The organism is Pseudomonas sp. MYb185 (genome assembly GCF_002979975.1).
GTDB lineage: Bacteria > Pseudomonadota > Gammaproteobacteria > Pseudomonadales > Pseudomonadaceae > Halopseudomonas.
The window spans coordinates 494,854-512,927 of the sequence record NZ_PCQD01000002.1 but is presented as its reverse complement, the minus strand read 5'-3'; the positions used below and the strand labels follow the sequence as shown (position 1 = coordinate 512,927).

Genomic DNA, 18,074 nt, shown 5'->3' with positions numbered 1-18,074 from the left:
TGCGCTACGCCTGCATGGCCTGGTCGCGGCTGAAGCTGTCGTCGAGCAGGCGCTCGCCAACCCGGGGTGCGCAACACGCCCAACAGGGGCTGTCGAGCTCAGCCATGCTTGAAATCAGGTTTACGCTTCTCCACGAAGGCCTGCATGCCTTCGGTCTGGTCGGCGGTGGCGAAGATCGAATGGAACACCCGGCGCTCGAAGCGCACCCCTTCGCTCAGACTGGTCTCGAACACGCGGTTGACGCACTCCTTGGTCATCATCACGCTGGGCAGGGACTTCTCGGCGATCACCTGGGCGGTCTTCAGCGTTTCCTCCAGCAGTTGATCCACCGGGATGATGCGCGCCACCAGGCCGGCACGTTCGGCTTCCTCGGCGTCCATCTGGCGACCGGTGAGGCACATTTCCATCGCCTTGGCCTTGCCCAGGGCGCGGGTCAGGCGCTGGGTGCCGCCGATACCGGGGAGTACCCCCAGGTTGATTTCCGGCTGGCCGAAGCGGGCATTGTCGGCGGCATAGATGAAGTCGCAGATCATCGCCAGCTCGCAGCCGCCGCCCAGGGCATAGCCGGCCACTGCGGCGATCAGCGGCTTGCGGCGGTTGGCGATGCGGTCGGCGGGGGAGAAGAAGTCATCCATGAACACCTGCGGGTACTGCAGGTCGACCATCTGCTTGATGTCGGCGCCGGCGGCGAAGGCCTTGCTCGAACCGGTCAGCACCACGCAGCCGATCTGCGGGTCATTCTCGAACTGGTCGAGGGCCTGGTTCAGCTCGTCGAGTACCTGGGTGTTCAGCGCGTTCAGCGCCTGGGGACGGTTCAGGGTGATCAGGCCGACGCGCTCGCGGGTCTCGATCAGAATGGTTTCAAAAGGCATGTCGCTACTCCAACGAAAAGAGGCCGGCCTTTCAATGGCCGGCCTGTAGGACTTACTTCAGGGTGATGGTGGTGTTGACCGCGGCGGCCTGCTCGTCGTCATCGAACCAGCGTGCGGTAATGGTCTTGGTCTGGGTGTAGAACAGGATCACCTGCTTGCCGTAGGGACCCAGGTCGCCCAGCTTGGAGCCGCGCGAACCACTGAAGGAGAACAGCGGCACCGGCACCGGGATCGGCACGTTGATACCCACCTGGCCGACGTCGATGTCTTCCTGGAAGCGCCGCGCGATGCCGCCGGAGCGGGTGAAGATCGCGGTGCCGTTGCCGTTCGGGTTGGCGTTGATGATGTCGATCGCCTCGTCCAGGTTGTCGGCCTGCATCACGCACAGTACCGGGCCGAAGATTTCCTGGTCGTACACGGTCATGCCCGGCTTGACGCCGGCAAGAATGGTCGGGCCGACGAAGTTGCCATCGGCATAGCCGGCCACCTGGGGATTGCGACCGTCCAGCACCAGCTCGGCGCCTTCATCGATGCCTTTCTGGATCAGGCCGTTGATGCGCTCCAGGGCGGCGGTGGAGATGACCGGACCCACGTCGGTGCCGGGCTCGACGCCGGCGCTGACCTTCAGGCCCTCGGCCTTGCGTGCCAGCTCCGGCAGCCAGTTGCGCGACTCGCCGACCAGGATGATCACCGGCAGCGCCATGCAGCGCTGGCCGGCGGCACCGAAGGCGGCGCCGACCAGGTTGTTCAGGGTCTGCTCCTTGTTGGCATCGGGCATGACGATGGCGTGGTTCTTGGCGCCCATCATGCACTGCACACGCTTGCCGGCCTGGCTGGCGCGGTTGTAGACGTGGGTGCCGACGTGGGTGGAACCGACGAAGGATACCGCCTTGATGTCCGGGTGGTCACAGACCGCATTCACCGCATCCACGCCGCCGTGGATGACGTTCAGTACGCCGGCCGGGATGCCGGCCTCCAGGGCCAGTTCCACCAGGCGCATGGTGACCATCGGGTCCTGCTCGGAGGGCTTGAGCACGAAGGTGTTGCCGGTGGCGATGGCCATCGGGAACATCCACAGCGGGATCATCGCCGGGAAGTTGAACGGGGTGATGCCGGCGCACACGCCCAGCGGTTGCAGCAGAGTGTAGGTATCCACGCCGCCGGCGACGTTATTGGCCAGCTCGCCCAGTTGCAGGTTACCTACCGCCGAAGCATGCTCGACCACTTCCAGCCCGCGGAACACGTCGCCCTCGGCATCGGCCAGGGTCTTGCCCTGCTCCGCGGTGAGGATGGCGGCCAGTTCCTTGATGTTTTCCCGGATCAACTGCTGGTACTTGAGGAAGATCCGCGCGCGGGCGCCGATCGGCGTCTTGCGCCAGGTCTTGAAGGCTTCCTTGGCACTGGCCACCGCAGCGTTGATCTCGTCCTGGGTAGCGAAGGGCACACGGGCCAGCACTTCCTGGGTAGCTGGGTTGATCACATCGCGCCACTGATCGGTCTTGGACTCGACGAATTCGCCGTTGATCAGCAGTTTGACGGTGGGAATATTGTTATTGCTCATTGATGGCCTCTGGGCAAGCCGCCCTTGTCGTCGTGGGAGATGTCATGGATAGTAGCAGTGCGTTTTTCCTATAAACAATTGGCTCATTCGCAAGTTGGGTCTGCATTTATGCACAGGATGGCGGTATGGATTGGGATAACCTGCGGTTTTTCCTCGAATTGAGCCGGGCCGGCCGCCTGACCACCGCAGCGCGGCGCCTCGGCGTGGACCACACCACGGTATCGCGCCGACTGCAGGCGCTGGAGAAGAGTCTCGGCGTGGCGCTGTTCATCCGCGATACCAGCGGCTACACGTTGACCGAAGCCGGGCGCAGCCTGCTGCCGCAGGTGGAGCTGATGGAAGGCGCCAGCGTACGCATCGAGCAGGCACTGCCCAACCCGGGGGAAACGTTGTCCGGGCAGGTACGCATCGGCGCTACCGAAGGCTACGGCACCATGCTGGTGGCCGGCCAACTGAGCGAACTCAGCCACCGCCACCCGCACCTGCACCTGGACCTGCTGGCGCTGCCTCGGGCGGTGCGCCTGTCACGGCATGAGGCGGATATCGTCATCACCCTGGAACGCCCGGAGCGCGGCCCATTCATCATCACCAAGCTGACCGACTACGTGCTGCGATTGTACGCTGGCAAGGACTATCTGCAGCAGCACGGCCCGATCAACACGCGCAACGACTTGGAAAAACACCGCTTCGTCAGCTACGTGGACGACCTGGTGTTCAGCAAGGACCTGCTGTTCCTCGACGAAATCGCCGGTTCCGGCGCAGTCGGGGTACGCAGTACCAGCGTGCTGGCCCAGCAGGAAGCCATTGCCGCAGGTGCCGGGCTGGGCATTCTGCCGGCCTTCACCGCCGACAGTGACCCGCGGTTGAGCCTGGTCATGCCGGCGCAGATACGTTTTATCCGCACCTTCTGGATGCTGATGCCGATCGAGTTGAAGGATATCGCCAGGATGCGGGTGACCTGGGATTTTCTGCGGGAGCGGGCGGAAAGGGAGCGGGGGAGGTTGATGGGGCAGGGATAGATGCCAGTAATTGCAGGAGATGCTTATGCACACCTCTTGTGCGAAATTGCACAGGCTGGCTTCAAGTGGCTCTAGTTCGGGGTGTGGGCTGCAGGTCGCGTGAAATTCTCCGAGTTTTACCTCTCTTTCGTATTGTCATTTTGCAATACAGCATGTACTTTAAATAAAAACGTTCCAGTTGGTTTTTAAATTGACTGGCCAGAATAAAAATGAAAAAGAAGGAATGGTCATGAGCAATGGTCCAGGACTTATATTGACATTGACGGCCTTGTTGATCGCTGCCCAAGCGATCCATACCCCGGAAAAATATACCTCCTGGGGCGCCGAGCTTACCGGAAACCCCACCGGTACCATTCCCGCCTACGCTGGCGGCAGCACTCCACCTTCAAGCAATTCAGCAGTTGATTCCAGCGTGAATCCCGCTTCCTCGCCGCTGGACAGCTCTGCGGCTGCCTATGTCGGGCAGACTTGTCCCACCGGGCAATGTGCCTGGTGGGAGGGGGAGCCCCTGAAGCTATATCGGCCAGTGGCATCCATCCAAGGAATGTTGGAGTACATGCAATGAGCAAAAGTAATGTCTTGAAAGACAAGGTGGCTGTGATAATAGGCGCGGCTGGCAATAACAACATGGGTCAGGTTATTGCGCGCTATATGGTTGATGCCGGTGCTCAGGTTCTGGTAGCTGGTCGGCATGCTGAGGAGCTTCGGCGTTTTGCTGGCGCTATCAATGGTTCCTGGTCGCTGTGTGACATTACCGACCAGCAGCAGATAAATGAGCTGTTTGCAGTTGCGCTTGAGCGCTACGGTAAGGTGGATATCGCTGTAAACGCTACTGGTTGGGGGCTGCTGAAACCCTTTCTGGAAACTACCGAAGATGAGCTGAATCGCATGCAGGACCTGCAGTTCAAAGGCCCCTTCATGTTCCTGCAAGCAGCTGTTAACGCGATGCGGTCGGGTGGCTCCATCATCCAGATCAGCTCTGCCACCGCATCCATCATGTTCGAGAATCATGCCGCCTATATGGGAACCAAGGCGGGTATCGATCATGTTGTGCGATGTGTGGCCAACGAATTTGGCGAGCGGGGAATCCGCGCCAACAGCATTTCTCCAGGCCTGACCGATACACCAATGACAGCCGAGGCCAGTAAGGTGCCTGGTCTGTTCGATGCATTTATCAAGGGCTACCCGTTGGGTCGTATCGGTACCTCCGAGGATATTGCTGCGGCGGCGGTTTGGCTGGCCAGTGACGCGTGTTTCATGACCGGGCAGAACCTGCAGGTCAATGGTGGTCTGACGCTGCGGGCCAACCCGCTGCAAAGTGAAATCAATGCGGCGGTTGAGCGTGCCGCACACTCGTAGAAATGAAGAGGAATCAATCTTACCCCAGTATGAAAACTGTGTGGACGAACGAGTTTTCTGCTATTTACAAGTAATAATAAAAAACGATCTGATCGGTTTTTATATGGGCCGATAACGGCTCTCAAGCAACCCTCTGGAGCATGAAATGAGCGTAGATAAAAACAATAATCGCCGTAACCGAATTGCCTTGTCCCGTGTGGCTGCCGGCGTCATGGCTGCTGGTCTGGCAGCCAGTAGCTGGCAGGCAATGGCATTCAGTATCGACACCGGTAACCCGGATATCCGGATGCGCTGGGATAACACCCTGAAATACAACATTGGTTGGCGTATGGAAGGTCGTGACGACCGTCTGGGAGACAACTGGCAATCCCAGGCTACCAACCATGGCTGGGACCGGGGTGATGTGGTGACCAATCGGGTCGACCTGCTTAGTGAATTCGACATGGTGTACAAGATGGATCACGGCTTCCGTGTATCCGCCGCCGCGTGGAACGACTTTGCCTATGACGACAAAGTAGAGGGTAACCCGGCCTATCAGGCAGCTGGTTTGGGGACTGCCTATCCGAACAATCGGTTTACCGGAAAGGTGGAACGTTGGTACAAGCGTTCCGGCGAGATCCTTGATGCCTTTGTGTTTACCCGTTTGGATATGGGGAATGTGCCGGTGAATATCCGTGCCGGTCGGCATAACGTATATTGGGGTGAGTCGCTATTCACCTTTGGTAACGGTATCGCCTATGGTCAGGGTCCGCTGGACATCCGTAAGGCTACCTCCACTCCGGGCGTAGAAGCCAAGGAGTTGTTTCTGCCGCAAAACCAGATTTCCGCGTCTGCCCAGCTGAGTGACAATATCTCGGTCGCTGCCAACTACTACCTTGAATGGGACCCTCACCGCATGCCCGAAGGCGGTACCTATCTGGGTGGGGCTGATCTGAGTTTCCTCGGCGGTACTAACTATCTTGGCCTGCCGGTTGTCGGTGATCGTGATCATGGCTTCGGCAAGAAGCCGGATGATCGCGGCAGCTGGGGTATCAATAGCCATATCCGCTCCGAGCTGCTGGACGGTACCATCGGTCTGTACTATCGCGAGTTTGATGATCGCAACCCGATGATGACCCTGGCACCAGATGGGTCTTATATGTACAACGCCTACGCCGAGGATGTGAAGCTGTACGGTATCAGCTACTCCCGTCTGGTCGGTGCTATCTCGCTGGGAGCAGAAATCTCTCGCCGAGAGGGTACTGCGTTGGCCAGTAACGGTGCGGGCTTGGCGATTGGTGATACTTGGCATGGTCTGGTGAATATCGTTGCTTTTTTTGGACAGACACCCTTGTTTGACTCTGCCAGTCTGTCGGCCGAGATGACCTACAACAGGCTCGATAGCGTTAAATCTTCTACTCGCCAGTTCTTCAACCACAAGAGCGGTAAGTACGCGGGGTGTGATGGCGGTAAGAAAGGTGGTTGTGCTACCGATGACGCATTGGGTTTCCAGCTTTCCTTTGTACCGACCTGGTATCAGGTATTCCCCGGTATCGACATGACGGCGCCAATCAACTACGGCCAGGGTATCAAGGGTAACTCTCCAACCCCGCTGGGCACGGCAGAAAATGGCGGCTCATGGAGTGTCGGCGTTGGTCTCGATATTCATTCAAAGTATGAAATCGATTTGGCTTACAACGATTACTTCGGCGAATACACCAAAGGTCCTAACCCTCTTGCCGGCACTCCGGGAGTTGAGGGTGTGGTGTGGGAAGGCACCAGTGGCAGCGGTATCTTGCATGATCGCGGCTGGTTGTCGCTAACCTTCAAAACCGCGTTCTAACCATATCGGTAGCCGAGAGCCCCGATGAATATTCGGTGCTCTCGGCCGTGCTGAATCGATAGAAGGACAGCTAAATGTCAAGTCTTGAAAGCAGGATACAGAAAGTTGAGGACCGGCTGGCATTGCAGGATTTAATTCACTCATATTGCATCCACATTGATGAAGCAAAGAGCGTAGATGCCATTGTTGATTGTTTTGTCGATGATGCAGTATTGGACTTGTCGGGTCTTGGGTTGCCTGTGATAACAGGGCGAAATGATATCCATGAATTCTTCGTTAGTGTACTGGCTGCCACCGAATGCAATGCGCATTACAGCACCAATTTCAGAATTAATCGATTGGAAGGTGATGAAGCTGAATGCCAGAGTTATGTCTATGCCGTTGGCGTAGCCAAGGATGGCAGCGACATCCTGGTGTATGCCAAGCATCAATATCACTGTCTAAGAACTAACAAGGGCTGGAAAATAAAACACTTTTCTGAGCCCTATTTAATGCCACCGACTAAAGACATCCCCAGCTTCGAATAGGTATATCTGATCTTTGCTGGCTACGGCGTATAGGTGCAGTATCAGCTACAGGTAGAACAATAATGAGCGATAAAGAAGACAAGCCGGATCTATCCATCTCCCTCTCTCGTCGCAAATTGCTTGCCGGTGCGGGTATGGCAGCCGGTGCCGCAGCTACCCTGGGTGTGCCGGGTATGTCGATGGCAGCGAACTCTGCCGGAAAGGAGGTGCGGTGGGATCTGGAAACCGATGTGATCTGTGTTGGCACGGGTTCGGCTTCCTGCACTGCGGCAGTAACGGCAGCCTCGCGGGGAGCAAAGGTGATTGTGTTGGAGAAGATGCCCATGGCTGGCGGCACCACCGGCAAGTCCGGCGGCATCACCTGGATTCCCAACAATCAGTTCCTGGTGGAGGCCGGTCTGAAGGATGACAAGGCCGATTGCCTGAAATACATAGCACGTTATGCCTATCCCGAGCGCTATGCCGCCAACAGTCCGACATTGGGGCTGAGCGAACATGACTATCGGATGATCGAGACCTTCTACGATAACGGCACTCGCATGGTGGACTGGATGGCCAAGGTCGAGGCCATGACTTTTCGCCCGTTTCAACTGTGGGAGTTGGAAATCACTCCCCCAGATTATGGCGAGCATCTGGCAGAGAACAAGTTGAACAAGGGCCGGGCACTGGAGCCGGCGGTAGGCGCCGGACCATACAGTGGCGGCAGCAGCCTCGCCTATCAGCTTGAAACCTGGCTGCGCAACGCTGGGGTTCCCATCATGCTTGAGCACAAGGCAGAAGAAATCATCTTCGATGGGGAACGGGTTGTGGGGCTGGTGGTCAGTCACGCCGGTAAGCGCATCAATATCAAGGCCAACAAGGGTGTCATTTTCGGGAGTGGTGGCTACGCACACAATACCGATCTGATCCAGCGTCACCAGAGCCCTGGCCTGTACGGCTCGTGTGCGGCGGTTGGCTCAACCGGGGACTTCATCGGCATGGCCCAACAGCTGGGCGCACGCATGGGGCGACTGGATACTGCCTGGCGCACACCGGTAGTACTCGAGGAGGCTTTGCAGAACCGAGCTGTCGCTCATGGTGTGGTATTCGCACCAGGCGATTCCATGATTCATGTCAACAAGTACGGTAAGCGCTGTGTCAACGAAAAGCGCAATTACAATGACCGGACCCGGGCTCACTTCACCTTTGATCCGGTGAATGCGGAATATCCGAATCTATTCATGTTCATGGTATTTGACGAGCGTACTCTGCAGCGCAACGGCGGTGCTTTGCCCATTCCTCTGGACAAGCGTGAGTCCGCGTGGTTGATCGAGGGTAAGGGCGCGCAGGGACTGGGTCAGCAGATTCGTCAGCGGCTGCAGGCCCTGGCCGGAAAGATGGGTAACTACACACTGGGCGATGATTTCGAAGCTAACCTGGACGCTACCATCCAGCGTTATAACGGCTTCGCAAAAGCGGGACGGGACGAGGACTTCGATCGCGGTCTGCACGAGTACGATCAGATATGGCAGAAGGTTTTCTCGCCCGTGCGCGAAGGGAGTGATTTCCCCTCCAACAGCCATCCGAACTCCACCATGCATCCGATTGATGACAGCACCCTGTATGCCGTCATTCTGGCTCCGGGTGCGCTGGACACCAGTGGTGGTCCGGAGATCAACGAACATGGCCAGGTTCTGGCTGCTGACGGACAGCCAATCAAGGGACTGTATGGGGCGGGGAACTGCGTAGCTTCTCCCGTTGGGCCTGCCTATGTAGGTGCTGGCGGCACCATTGGCGTAGCTATGACCTTCGCCTGGCTGGCGGGTACTCATGTAACAGGAGGAGAAGCATGAAGCGGCTTGCAGCCTGCCTGTCGGTGTCGTGGTCAGCAATGGTGATCGGTATCGTACAGGCCGAGCCTGTTGCCACAGCGAAGGAAGGAAAAACGGTTGTCAGCTTTGCACAGACCGTCGTCCCGGTATTGAGGACGCAGTGCGCTACTTGTCATATGACAGGTAGTGAACCAGGCAATATGAAACTCTATCCGTCAGCAGCCTATGACAGCATTGTCGGCGTGGAGTCGGTAACCACTGGAGCAACCCTGGTTACTCCCGGTGAACCCGAGAGCAGCTATCTGCTGCACAAGATCAAGGGCACTCATCTGGAGCAAGGCGGAACAGGGGCACGAATGCCGTTCGCTCAACGTCCGTTGCCGGAGGATGTGGTGATCCAGATCGAGCAATGGATAGCGCAGGGAGCTTTGGACAACTGACTTAAGTAAATAACGCATTGATATAAAACAAATCAGGGCGTTTTTTGTGGGCTTGGGCTGATGATTCTGATGCATGACTTGGCAGTGGCGAAGCACAGCATATCCAGACTCTTACATGATGAATAGGCAGTCGTAGGGAGCGTGTCCCTTCGTACTAACCACCTTCAAAACAACAATTACAGGCGGCTGACTTATGAAATTGAAAGTGACATACATGGCGGTACTGGGTGCTTTGGGATTGAGCCAGGGTGCAATGGCAGCGTTGAGCACCGACGAGGTTACCCGGCTGGGTAATGAACTGACTATCTGGGGAGCGATCCAGGAAGGTAATGAGGCGGGTACCATTCCCTCCTATACCGGTCCAATAAAGCCGCCAGCCAACTATGATCCTGCGCGTCCAGGTAAGCGCCCTGATCCTTTTGCTGATGAAAAGCCGCTGTTCAGCATCACGGCGGAAAACATGGAGCAGTATGCCGGCCAATTATCTGCCGGTACTAAGCAGATGCTCCGGCAGTATGCGACTTTTCGTGTGGATGTATATCCAACTCATCGAACTGCCCATTATCCGCAATACGTCCTGGATAACACTCTGAAGAATGCCCTGACCTGTGAGCTGGCGGAGAATCGTCTGCAACTTGCTGGGGAGTGTTATGGTGGGGTGCCTTTCCCGATCCCGAAGAACGGCTCGGAAGTGATGTGGAATCGTACTCTGAAGTATGACCAGTATGCTTATGAATCTCCGGCTCAGACTTCCACCATGGTTGACTCGCGGGGGCGGGTGATTGAAACAGGTGCATTCGAGTATTGGCAGACCTTTCCTCACTATGAGCCAGGACGCACTAGCCCGATCAATCGCGAGGAAATGCTGGAATACGGCCGCATCGATTGGACGGGGCCTGCGCGCAAGGCTGGTGAAAAACTGGTGATTCATGACAACGTGGATATGCTCAACGTTGGGCGTCGTGCATGGTCTTATCTGCCGGGTCAACGTCGAGTCAAGCTGTCCCCGGACGTGGCTTACGATACCCCCAGCCCTGCCGGTGGTGGTATCGGCACGACGGATGACACGCAGGTGTTCTATGGCTCCCAGGATCGCTACAACTTCGAGTTGGTTGGGCGCAAGGAGATGTTCATACCCTATAACACCTTCAAACTGCACGATAATGCGCAATGCTCGGCGAACCAGGTGTTCACCCCGCATCATATGAACCCCGATTGCGTTCGTTGGGAATTGCACCGGGTATGGGTGGTTGAAGCGACCCTGAAGGATGGCATGCGCCACGTCTATCCGCGCCGCACTTTCTATTGGAACGAGGATATCTATGCAGTCGGCATGGCGGATAACTATGACGATGCAGGCAAGATATATCGAGTGACCCGTACCCATTATTATCCTTTCTATGAAACCCATGGACACAATACTCACGAGTTTGTCGTCCACGACCTCGCCAGTGGTGGCTATGTACGCCAGGCGTATACACCGGCGAGTGGCAACATGATGGTGGTTACTCCACCGGAAAAAGCGCATTCGGCGCGATTTTACCAACCCTCCAGTCTTTCCAGTGGTGGCGTTCGCTAATGTAGAAGACACGGCCGGCTTATCCCGGCTGCGCGGGGAGGTTTTCATGAAGGTTTCTGATTCAGTATTACAGCAACTCGTTGCCGAGCACGGTATCCGCCAGGCAATCAATAGTTACATGCGTGCCCAGGATCGCTTGTTGCCCGAATTGCATCTTTCGGCCTTTCATACTGACGCTTGGGTCGACTGCGGCCTGTTTGCCGGGCCGGCAGCGGACTTCGTTGATTTTGCTCAGGGATTTCTAGCCGATTGTGATGCCAGCCAGCACATGATCGGTCAGGCAGATATTCAAGTTGAGGGTGATACAGCCCGCGGAGAGATCTATTTCCTCGCTCATCATCGTATTACGGAGAATGGTGAAAAGAAGGACCTTTTCGTGGCTGGGCGCTATCACGATGAGTACGCCTGCCGGGATGGTCGCTGGGCCATAACCTGGCGCAAGGAAATTGTCGACTGGGCGCGCACCGATCCGGTGGCAGATGCTTTTCTGGCAGCACAACCGGGCCTGCACCTGGCCAGGCGCTGCGCTGACGGTTAAGTGATAGAAGAGCACTTACGCGGTCGTGCGCATCCGACACTTGCTGATTGATCAACGATTAAGGGCCAGAAGATGAGACTGAATAACAAGGTAGCTCTGATTACCGGAGCTGCATCGGGTATTGGTGAAGGTATTGCTCGACTCTTTGCGGCAGAGGGGGCGAGAGTTCTGCTGACGGATATCAATGACGATGCTGGGCACCAACTGGCGAAAGATCTCCCGGCCAGTTGTCACTATCAGCACCTGGATGTATCCAGCATGGCTGATTGGCGGGACGCAATAGCCTGGGCGGAAGCGCATCTCGGGCCGGTGGAGATCATGGTCAATAGCGCTGGAGTGTCTTTTCCCGCTGATATCGAGACAGTGGATGAAAGCAGTTGGCATCGCCATATGAATGTGCATGGTCTGGGTTCCATGCTTGGCTGCAAGGCGGCCATCGAAAGTATGAAGAAGGTGGGGAAAGGGGCCATCATCAACATCTCTAGTGTGGAAAGTATCCGTCCTGGTCCTTTGTTCGTAGCCTACGGTGCGGCCAAGGCTGCCATGGATGCAGTGACCAAAACAGTGGCTCTGCATTGCGGCGAGAAGGGCTACAACATTCGTGTCAATTCGGTACATCCGGCAGCGACTCGCACACCGATGGTGCAACAGTATCTGGATAGCGCCGCTGACCCTGTGGCGTTGGAAAAAATCTACGCTGGTATGCAACCCCTTGGCCGCATTGCTGAAGCATCGGAAATCGCTGCGGCGGTGCTATTTCTGGCCAGTGACGAGGCGAGCTTCATGACGGGACATCAGATGTATGTAGATGGTGGTGTGCTGGCCAAGCCGTATCCTGCCGGGGAGGGCGCCTGATGGCCGCCACGGAACAGATGCTTGCTGAATTGGCAGCACTGATTGATAAGCAGCAATTGCATGAACTCAATGTGCGTTATTGCATGGGAGTTGATCGCAAGGATCGAGCGTTGCTGTCGTCACTCTGGAGCGCGTCTGCAACGATTGACTTTGGCTTGTTCAACGGCAGTGCTAGCGAGTTCTGCCAATTGATCGTGATGGATAACCCGACGGTCAGAATCGCTCATCACTTTGCTTCCAATGAGTTGTTCGATATCCATGGTGATACCGCGACGGGCCAAAGCTATGTCATTGGTACGACAGTAAATCACCAGCAGGACGGCTCCCTGCAGGATCAACTGGTGGGTGGTCGTTACCTGGATACCTATGTCCGGGAAGAAGGCTGCTGGTTGTTCTCACAACGTCTTTTTGTTGTCGATTGGGTGCATGCCCAATACACCTTGGCGGATTACCAGACGGGTATTGCTGCTGCGGCCATCAATGGCAAATCATCGACGGACGATGTTGCCTATCACTTTCCCAGCTTGGTTTGAAGGGAGTATATCCATGGATAACGCATTTCATCGTGTCATGAATATCGGCGATCTGCAGACCGGTGAGTCCAAGGCGGTACAGATCGAGGGGTTGAGTGTGCTGGTCTGCAATGTCAACGGCGAATACTTGGCAGTGGAAAACCGTTGTACCCACCAGAACTCTGCTCTTGAAGGCGGACGCATCCGTAATGGCATGATTTCCTGCCCGCTGCATGGGGTGATGTTTGATCTGCGCACCGGCTGCGGTCGAGGACCACTGGGTAAGGTGCCTCTGCGTACATTTCCCCTTCAAGTGATCGGCCATGAAATTCATGTGGGCTTGCAGGAGCCTGCAGTTACGGAAGGATAGCAAGTTGGATGTCTGTGCAGGTCTCGTCTCTGCCACGACGTCAGAGCCTGCAAGATGATCCCTTGCGGTCCAGAGATGACAAGAATAAATAACTGTGGAGTGATTTATGGAACGTATAAAAGTTCACCCATTGACCATGGACGGGCGTGACGCCAGCTTGCTGAGAGGCGACCCGATGACAGGGGATCGCTATTACTCGCGTGAGTTTGCCCAGCGTGAGTGGGACCACATGTGGACCAAGATCTGGCATGTTGCGGGACGTATCGCCGAGCTGGAGGAGGCTGGTGACTATCTGGTGCATGACTTCATGCATGAGTCGGTCATAGTGGTCCGCCAGGAAGATGATACTTTCAAGGCCTTCTATAACTCCTGCGGGCATCGCGGTCAGCGGCTGGTGTGGGACAGCTCCCACGCGGTCGCAGGGTTCCATTGTCCCTACCACGGTTGGTTGTGGGGACGGGATGGTGTGTTGAAGAACGCCCAGGACGCAGATGATTTTCCCGGTGGGAACCCGTGCGGGAAGTTGAAACTGGAGGAGCTGCGTTGTGACACTTGGGGCGGTTTCATCTGGTATACCATGGATGATAATGCGCCGCCTTTGCTGGAGTACCTTGAGCCGATTCCGGAGTTGTATAAAAACTATCCGATGGAAACGGCAGTGCGTGTCTTCTGGATGAAAATCAATCTTGATACCAACTGGAAGTTTGCCACCGATAACTTCAGCGAGTCGTATCATACTCGCACAGCCCACCCTCAAGTCCCCCCGTTTATCGATCAGGATGTGGATAGTGCACGTCATGAGATGTTTCCCCGTGGCCATGGCCGAACGGTACAGCCCATGCGGCCCTCACTCACTGATCGGTTACCGGAGGGGACCCCCGAGCCGTTTGACGACCTGCTTCGGTATTGGGACATTGATCCGAATAGCTATCCGAACTTTGAAACCAAGGCGATTCAGGGTTGGCTGGATCTCAAAGCGGCCAAGAAACGTCTTTGGAAGGAGCGGGGATACAACCATTATGAATATATGACTGATGAGGAAATCACTGATAGTCCCCATACGGTGATTTTTCCGAACGTCACCCTCTCTTTTCTTCCGGACCAGTTGATCTTCTTTCGCACAGAACCGCACCCGGACGATCCGAACAAATGCACATTCGACCTGTGGTGCATGGTTTATCCGGTAGAAGGTATGACCGAAGTGGAATCGATCATGGCCGGAAAGCAACCATTGCGTGAAGCCGAACTGCAGGTTCGTGACTTCGACAATGGTGCAGGCGTACCGGAAATCGTGGACCAGATTGTCTATCAGGACATGCTTTTGGCAGACGGTCAGCAGCGCGGCATCAGGTCGAGGGGATACAAGGATACCGTCTTATGTAATCAGGAAACCCGGGTTCGCTTCTTTCATGAAGTCCTGAATGATTATCTCGAAGGAAGAGTCTGAAAAGAGCAGCGGCTTGCGTACGTGAGCCGCAGAGATGGATGAAGGCTGGAAATTTCAGTCGGTAAGATAAAGACCACCTTTATCGATCTTAAGTTTGAAACAGCATACGCCGATCTGATTAAGTGATGAATAAGAGATGAACAATGAAAAGACTGATCGATAAAATCGCACTGATTACCGGTGCCGCATCCGGCTTGGGGGCTGCCGATGCAAGGCTGCTCGCAGAGCATGGTGCGAGGGTGGTCATCACCGACATCAATCACATACAGGGTGAGGCATTGGCAGCGGAAATACCCGGTGCACTGTTCTTGGTTCATGATGTGGCCGATGAAGCTCAATGGATCAGTGTTCTTGACCAGGTCAAGCAACGTTTCGGCAGGTTGGATATCTTGGTCAACAATGCTGGTTTCGTCAACTTCTCCACGGTTGAGGAGCAGTCGCTGGAGCAGTTCAGACGACACCTTCAGGTCATGACCGAAGGCACTTTTCTCGGCTGCAAGCATGCAATTCCGCTGATGCGAGAGAAAGGGGGGGCCATCATCAATATATCTTCGGTGGCGGCGGTTAAAGGGATTGCCGAGGTGTTTGCCTATACCGCAGCCAAGGGAGCGATAGCGTCCATGGGGCGCAGTATTGCCATTCATTGTCAGAATCAGGGGTACCGAATCCGTTGCAATACAATTCTGCCTGGCGCGCACGATACGCCTATGACCGCTAAGGCCCTGATCGAGCTGGCGGGTGCAGATACCGATGCGCTGACGCAGTTGCAAGAGGTTGGTCAGGGCAAGCCCGAGGACGTGGCGAATCTGGTTCTATTTCTAGCCAGCGATGAGTCCCGACAGATTAATGGTGCCCAATTGGTCATCGATAATGGTGAGACCATCAAGTAAGCCGAGATGATTACGATCGGGAAGCTCAACAGAGCTAATAGGATGGAGAGCGGAGCCAAAAGGCTCTGGTATAGATCATGACAAAAGTATTTACCCTGCTGCACCGTAGAAGCGGTTGGAGCGGTGCACAGTTCAGTGAGTACTGGGCCACGATACACAAGGAGCATGCTCTTGACCTGGCCCGGGAGGGCTTTTTCACTGGGTATATTCAGAATCACCTGATAAGTGATCTGCGGGCTTCGGGATGGCCCGCGGCGGATGGTATTCCGGAGATCTGGACTCCAACAGCCGATTCCTTAGCTGAGCTGGCTGCTTCAGAGCTGTATCAACAGGGTGCCGCGAAGGATGAGCCAAACTTTACGTCGGGCAAGATTGTTTCCTACGTCGGAGATGAGGGGCCTGAACGGGTGCTGGGAGTTCTGTCGTGCCCCACTCCCGGTATACGGCATTTGTTGTTTGCTCACGCCGATTCGCAAAGGCAGTTTGGGCAGATAACCGGCATCTTGGAACAGTGCAACCAAGGGCGGGCCGCTGATGTGTACAGCATCAGCCATGCTGCAGGTGAGCGTGCCCAAGGCGTGTTATGCAGTGGTTTTTGGGATGATGTTAAGGCTGCGCAACAGGGCGTATCGGTTCTGGCTTCGCTGTTGCTGCAACTGCCGGGCGTGCGACCCCTGAACGCTGGTTTGTATAAAAGCATGGTAATTGTAAGGCCACAGTGTGACCAAAGGGTGACCTGAGGGCCGGCTTCTCGAGGAGAATAGTATGCGAGCAGGCTTGTGTATCCAACTGAACGGTAGTAGTTTATAAAAACGATCAAGATGGTTTTTATTTTGCGCGCTAATCTGCTATAGCGTGGGGCGTAAGTGCCGACTGACGTGATCCGACTCGGATTCGGAGCGGGATTTAGATCAATCAGGCTGTAGAAATCTGGATTATTAGGTGAAGGAATAATTATGAAAACAAAATACTTACCTTTGGCATTGTGCATGATGATAGGTGGCCAAGCCATGGCTGCAGTCTCGGAGGAGGAAGCCCGTCAATTAGGGAACAATCTGACTCTATGGGGGGCGGAGCAGGCTGGTAATGCCGATGGCACCATTCCTGCGTATACTGGTGGAATACAGCCGCCGAGCAGTTATGACCCGGGCCGGCCGGGGATACGACCAGATCCCTTCGCAGATGAGCAGGCGCTCTTCACCATAGATGCGAGCAATTACAAGGAGCATCAGGAACGTTTGACTTCTGGGGCGCTGGCGCTGTTCGAGAAGTACCCGGACTTCAAAATCAATGTTTACCCAACCCATAGAACAGCCCGCTATCCCGAGCACTATTTGGCCAACGCCAAGAAGAATGCAACCAGCTGTACTCTTATAGAAGATGGATTGCAGTTGAAAGGGTGCTGGGCTGGCACGCCTTTTCCGATTCCCCAGAACGGTAGTGAAGTGATGTGGAATCGGTACATGAAGTATGAAGGTCATGCGTTCATGAGTCAGGACTTGAAAACCACCATTGTTGATGGTTCAGGAACGGTGATCGATACGGCAGGGCAAACTCAGTGGAACCAGTATCCGTTGTGGGATCCCAGCCGTACGGATCTCCTGAAGGGAGACGAAATCAATGAGATATTGCGTGCTGATTATGACTCTCCAGCGCGCAAGTCAGGTGAAAAGCTGGTCATTCATGACTCTTTGAATATGTTAACCAATGCTCGTCGTGCCTGGAGCTACTTGCCGGGCCAGCGGAGGGTCAAGCTATCTCCTGATGTAGCTTACGATACGCCATCGCCGGCGGGTGCTGGTATAGGCACTGTGGATGACTCCTCCGTTTTTTATGGCGCTTTTGATCGCTATGACTTTGAGCTGGTTGGAAAGAGAGAAGTGTATATACCTTATAACATGTTCAAAATGTACGATGCGGAGCAGTGTGGTCGCGAGCAGGTATTTACCAAGAATTTTGCCAACCCTGACTGTGTACGTTGGGAGTTGCATCGTGTATGGGTAGTGGAGGCAACGTTGAAATCAGGAAAGCGCCATATCTATCCGCGACGCACCCTCTATTGGGATGAGGATTTTCTGGGAGTCGGGATGAGTTCCGCATATGATAATACAGGCTCCGTCTATCGGGTTGTGCACTCGGAAAGCTTTCCTAAATATGAAAGCTATGGACACATCAGCGGTCAGTTCATTACACATGACCTAGCAAGTGGAGCCTATGCGCGGCAAGCCTATTCTACTGGCCGTTCCGGATGGCATGATATTGAGCCCAAGCCAATGAACTTTTTTACTCCTCAAGCCATGAGTGGTGGTGGGGTTAGATAATCGAGACTTGCGCACTCTTGGCGAAAGAGTGCGCAATAATAGCGCTGTTTCAGCGGTGACGAATACATTCACATTCTGACAGTTAATCGGAGACGGGCGTACAGAGAGACCATTAACATAAAAACAAACTATATTGATTGTTTATTTTTAG

At 55.2% G+C, this 18,074-nt stretch carries 18 protein-coding genes; 16 read left to right on the top strand and 2 right to left on the bottom strand.

The genetic code is table 11. The features are described from left to right. Positions 1-98: 98 nt before the first annotated feature. The gene (locus CQ007_RS04800; protein WP_105643775.1) at positions 99-872 is read right to left on the bottom strand and encodes an enoyl-CoA hydratase; all 774 of its coding nucleotides are present in this window, start codon (positions 870-872) and stop codon (positions 99-101) included. Between the two features lie 52 nt (positions 873-924). Continuing rightward, entirely contained in the window at positions 925-2,433 is a 1,509-nt protein-coding gene (locus CQ007_RS04795) for a CoA-acylating methylmalonate-semialdehyde dehydrogenase (protein ID WP_105643774.1), read from the bottom strand. Positions 2,434-2,558: 125 nt separating this feature from the next. On the opposite strand from CQ007_RS04795, the gene CQ007_RS04790 reads away from it, so the two are divergent. The 16 genes from CQ007_RS04790 (at position 2,559) to CQ007_RS04720 (ending at position 17,923) form a co-directional block, all read left to right on the top strand. Beyond that, positions 2,559-3,452: a LysR family transcriptional regulator gene (locus tag CQ007_RS04790; protein ID WP_105643773.1), complete on the top strand. Its 894-nt coding sequence runs from the start codon at positions 2,559-2,561 to the stop codon at positions 3,450-3,452. A gap of 229 nt (positions 3,453-3,681) precedes the next feature. Beyond that, complete coding sequence (locus CQ007_RS18770; protein WP_146114540.1) at positions 3,682-4,017, top strand: hypothetical protein; 336 nt, start codon at positions 3,682-3,684, stop codon at positions 4,015-4,017. Then, positions 4,014-4,811, top strand: coding sequence for an SDR family oxidoreductase (locus CQ007_RS04785; protein ID WP_105643772.1), 798 nt, complete (start codon positions 4,014-4,016; stop codon positions 4,809-4,811). The genes CQ007_RS18770 and CQ007_RS04785 overlap by 4 nt, the downstream gene beginning before the upstream one ends. 145 nt (positions 4,812-4,956) lie before the next feature. Next, a complete protein-coding gene (locus CQ007_RS04780; RefSeq protein WP_177424275.1) occupies positions 4,957-6,633 on the top strand; it encodes a DUF1302 domain-containing protein in 1,677 nt (558 codons plus the stop codon). Positions 6,634-6,707: 74 nt separating this feature from the next. Next, positions 6,708-7,160: a nuclear transport factor 2 family protein gene (locus CQ007_RS04775; RefSeq protein ID WP_105643771.1), complete on the top strand. Its 453-nt coding sequence runs from the start codon at positions 6,708-6,710 to the stop codon at positions 7,158-7,160. A gap of 62 nt (positions 7,161-7,222) precedes the next feature. Continuing rightward, complete coding sequence (locus CQ007_RS04770; protein ID WP_105643770.1) at positions 7,223-8,992, top strand: FAD-dependent oxidoreductase; 1,770 nt, start codon at positions 7,223-7,225, stop codon at positions 8,990-8,992. Next, complete coding sequence (locus CQ007_RS04765) at positions 8,989-9,411, top strand: hypothetical protein (protein ID WP_105643769.1); 423 nt, start codon at positions 8,989-8,991, stop codon at positions 9,409-9,411. Before CQ007_RS04770 ends, CQ007_RS04765 begins: the two co-directional genes overlap by 4 nt. Before the next feature lie 193 nt (positions 9,412-9,604). Beyond that, entirely contained in the window at positions 9,605-10,990 is a 1,386-nt protein-coding gene (locus tag CQ007_RS04760; protein ID WP_105643768.1) for a DUF1329 domain-containing protein, read from the top strand. A 46-nt stretch (positions 10,991-11,036) separates the two neighbouring features. Then, entirely contained in the window at positions 11,037-11,528 is a 492-nt protein-coding gene (locus tag CQ007_RS04755) for a nuclear transport factor 2 family protein (protein ID WP_105643767.1), read from the top strand. 72 nt (positions 11,529-11,600) lie between these two features. Continuing rightward, a complete protein-coding gene (locus tag CQ007_RS04750; RefSeq protein ID WP_105643766.1) occupies positions 11,601-12,383 on the top strand; it encodes a glucose 1-dehydrogenase in 783 nt (260 codons plus the stop codon). Continuing rightward, positions 12,383-12,916, top strand: a complete 534-nt coding sequence (locus CQ007_RS04745; protein ID WP_105643765.1) for a nuclear transport factor 2 family protein — start codon at positions 12,383-12,385, stop codon at positions 12,914-12,916. The genes CQ007_RS04750 and CQ007_RS04745 overlap by 1 nt, the downstream gene beginning before the upstream one ends. A gap of 13 nt (positions 12,917-12,929) precedes the next feature. Beyond that, positions 12,930-13,265 carry a Rieske 2Fe-2S domain-containing protein gene (locus tag CQ007_RS04740; protein WP_177424273.1) on the top strand — a complete coding sequence of 112 codons (336 nt, stop codon included), beginning with the start codon at positions 12,930-12,932 and terminating at the stop codon, positions 13,263-13,265. 106 nt (positions 13,266-13,371) lie between these two features. Continuing rightward, on the top strand, positions 13,372-14,712 hold the full coding sequence (locus CQ007_RS04735) for an SRPBCC family protein (RefSeq protein WP_105643764.1): 1,341 nt from the start codon (positions 13,372-13,374) through the stop codon (positions 14,710-14,712). 143 nt (positions 14,713-14,855) lie between these two features. After that, positions 14,856-15,602 (top strand): SDR family oxidoreductase, encoded by a 747-nt coding sequence (locus tag CQ007_RS04730; RefSeq protein ID WP_105643763.1) that lies wholly within the window; start codon positions 14,856-14,858, stop codon positions 15,600-15,602. Between the two features lie 77 nt (positions 15,603-15,679). Further along, positions 15,680-16,342, top strand: a complete 663-nt coding sequence (locus CQ007_RS04725; RefSeq protein ID WP_105643762.1) for an EthD domain-containing protein — start codon at positions 15,680-15,682, stop codon at positions 16,340-16,342. Between the two features lie 216 nt (positions 16,343-16,558). After that, positions 16,559-17,923, top strand: a complete 1,365-nt coding sequence (locus CQ007_RS04720; protein ID WP_105643761.1) for a DUF1329 domain-containing protein — start codon at positions 16,559-16,561, stop codon at positions 17,921-17,923. Positions 17,924-18,074: the final 151 nt, after the last annotated feature.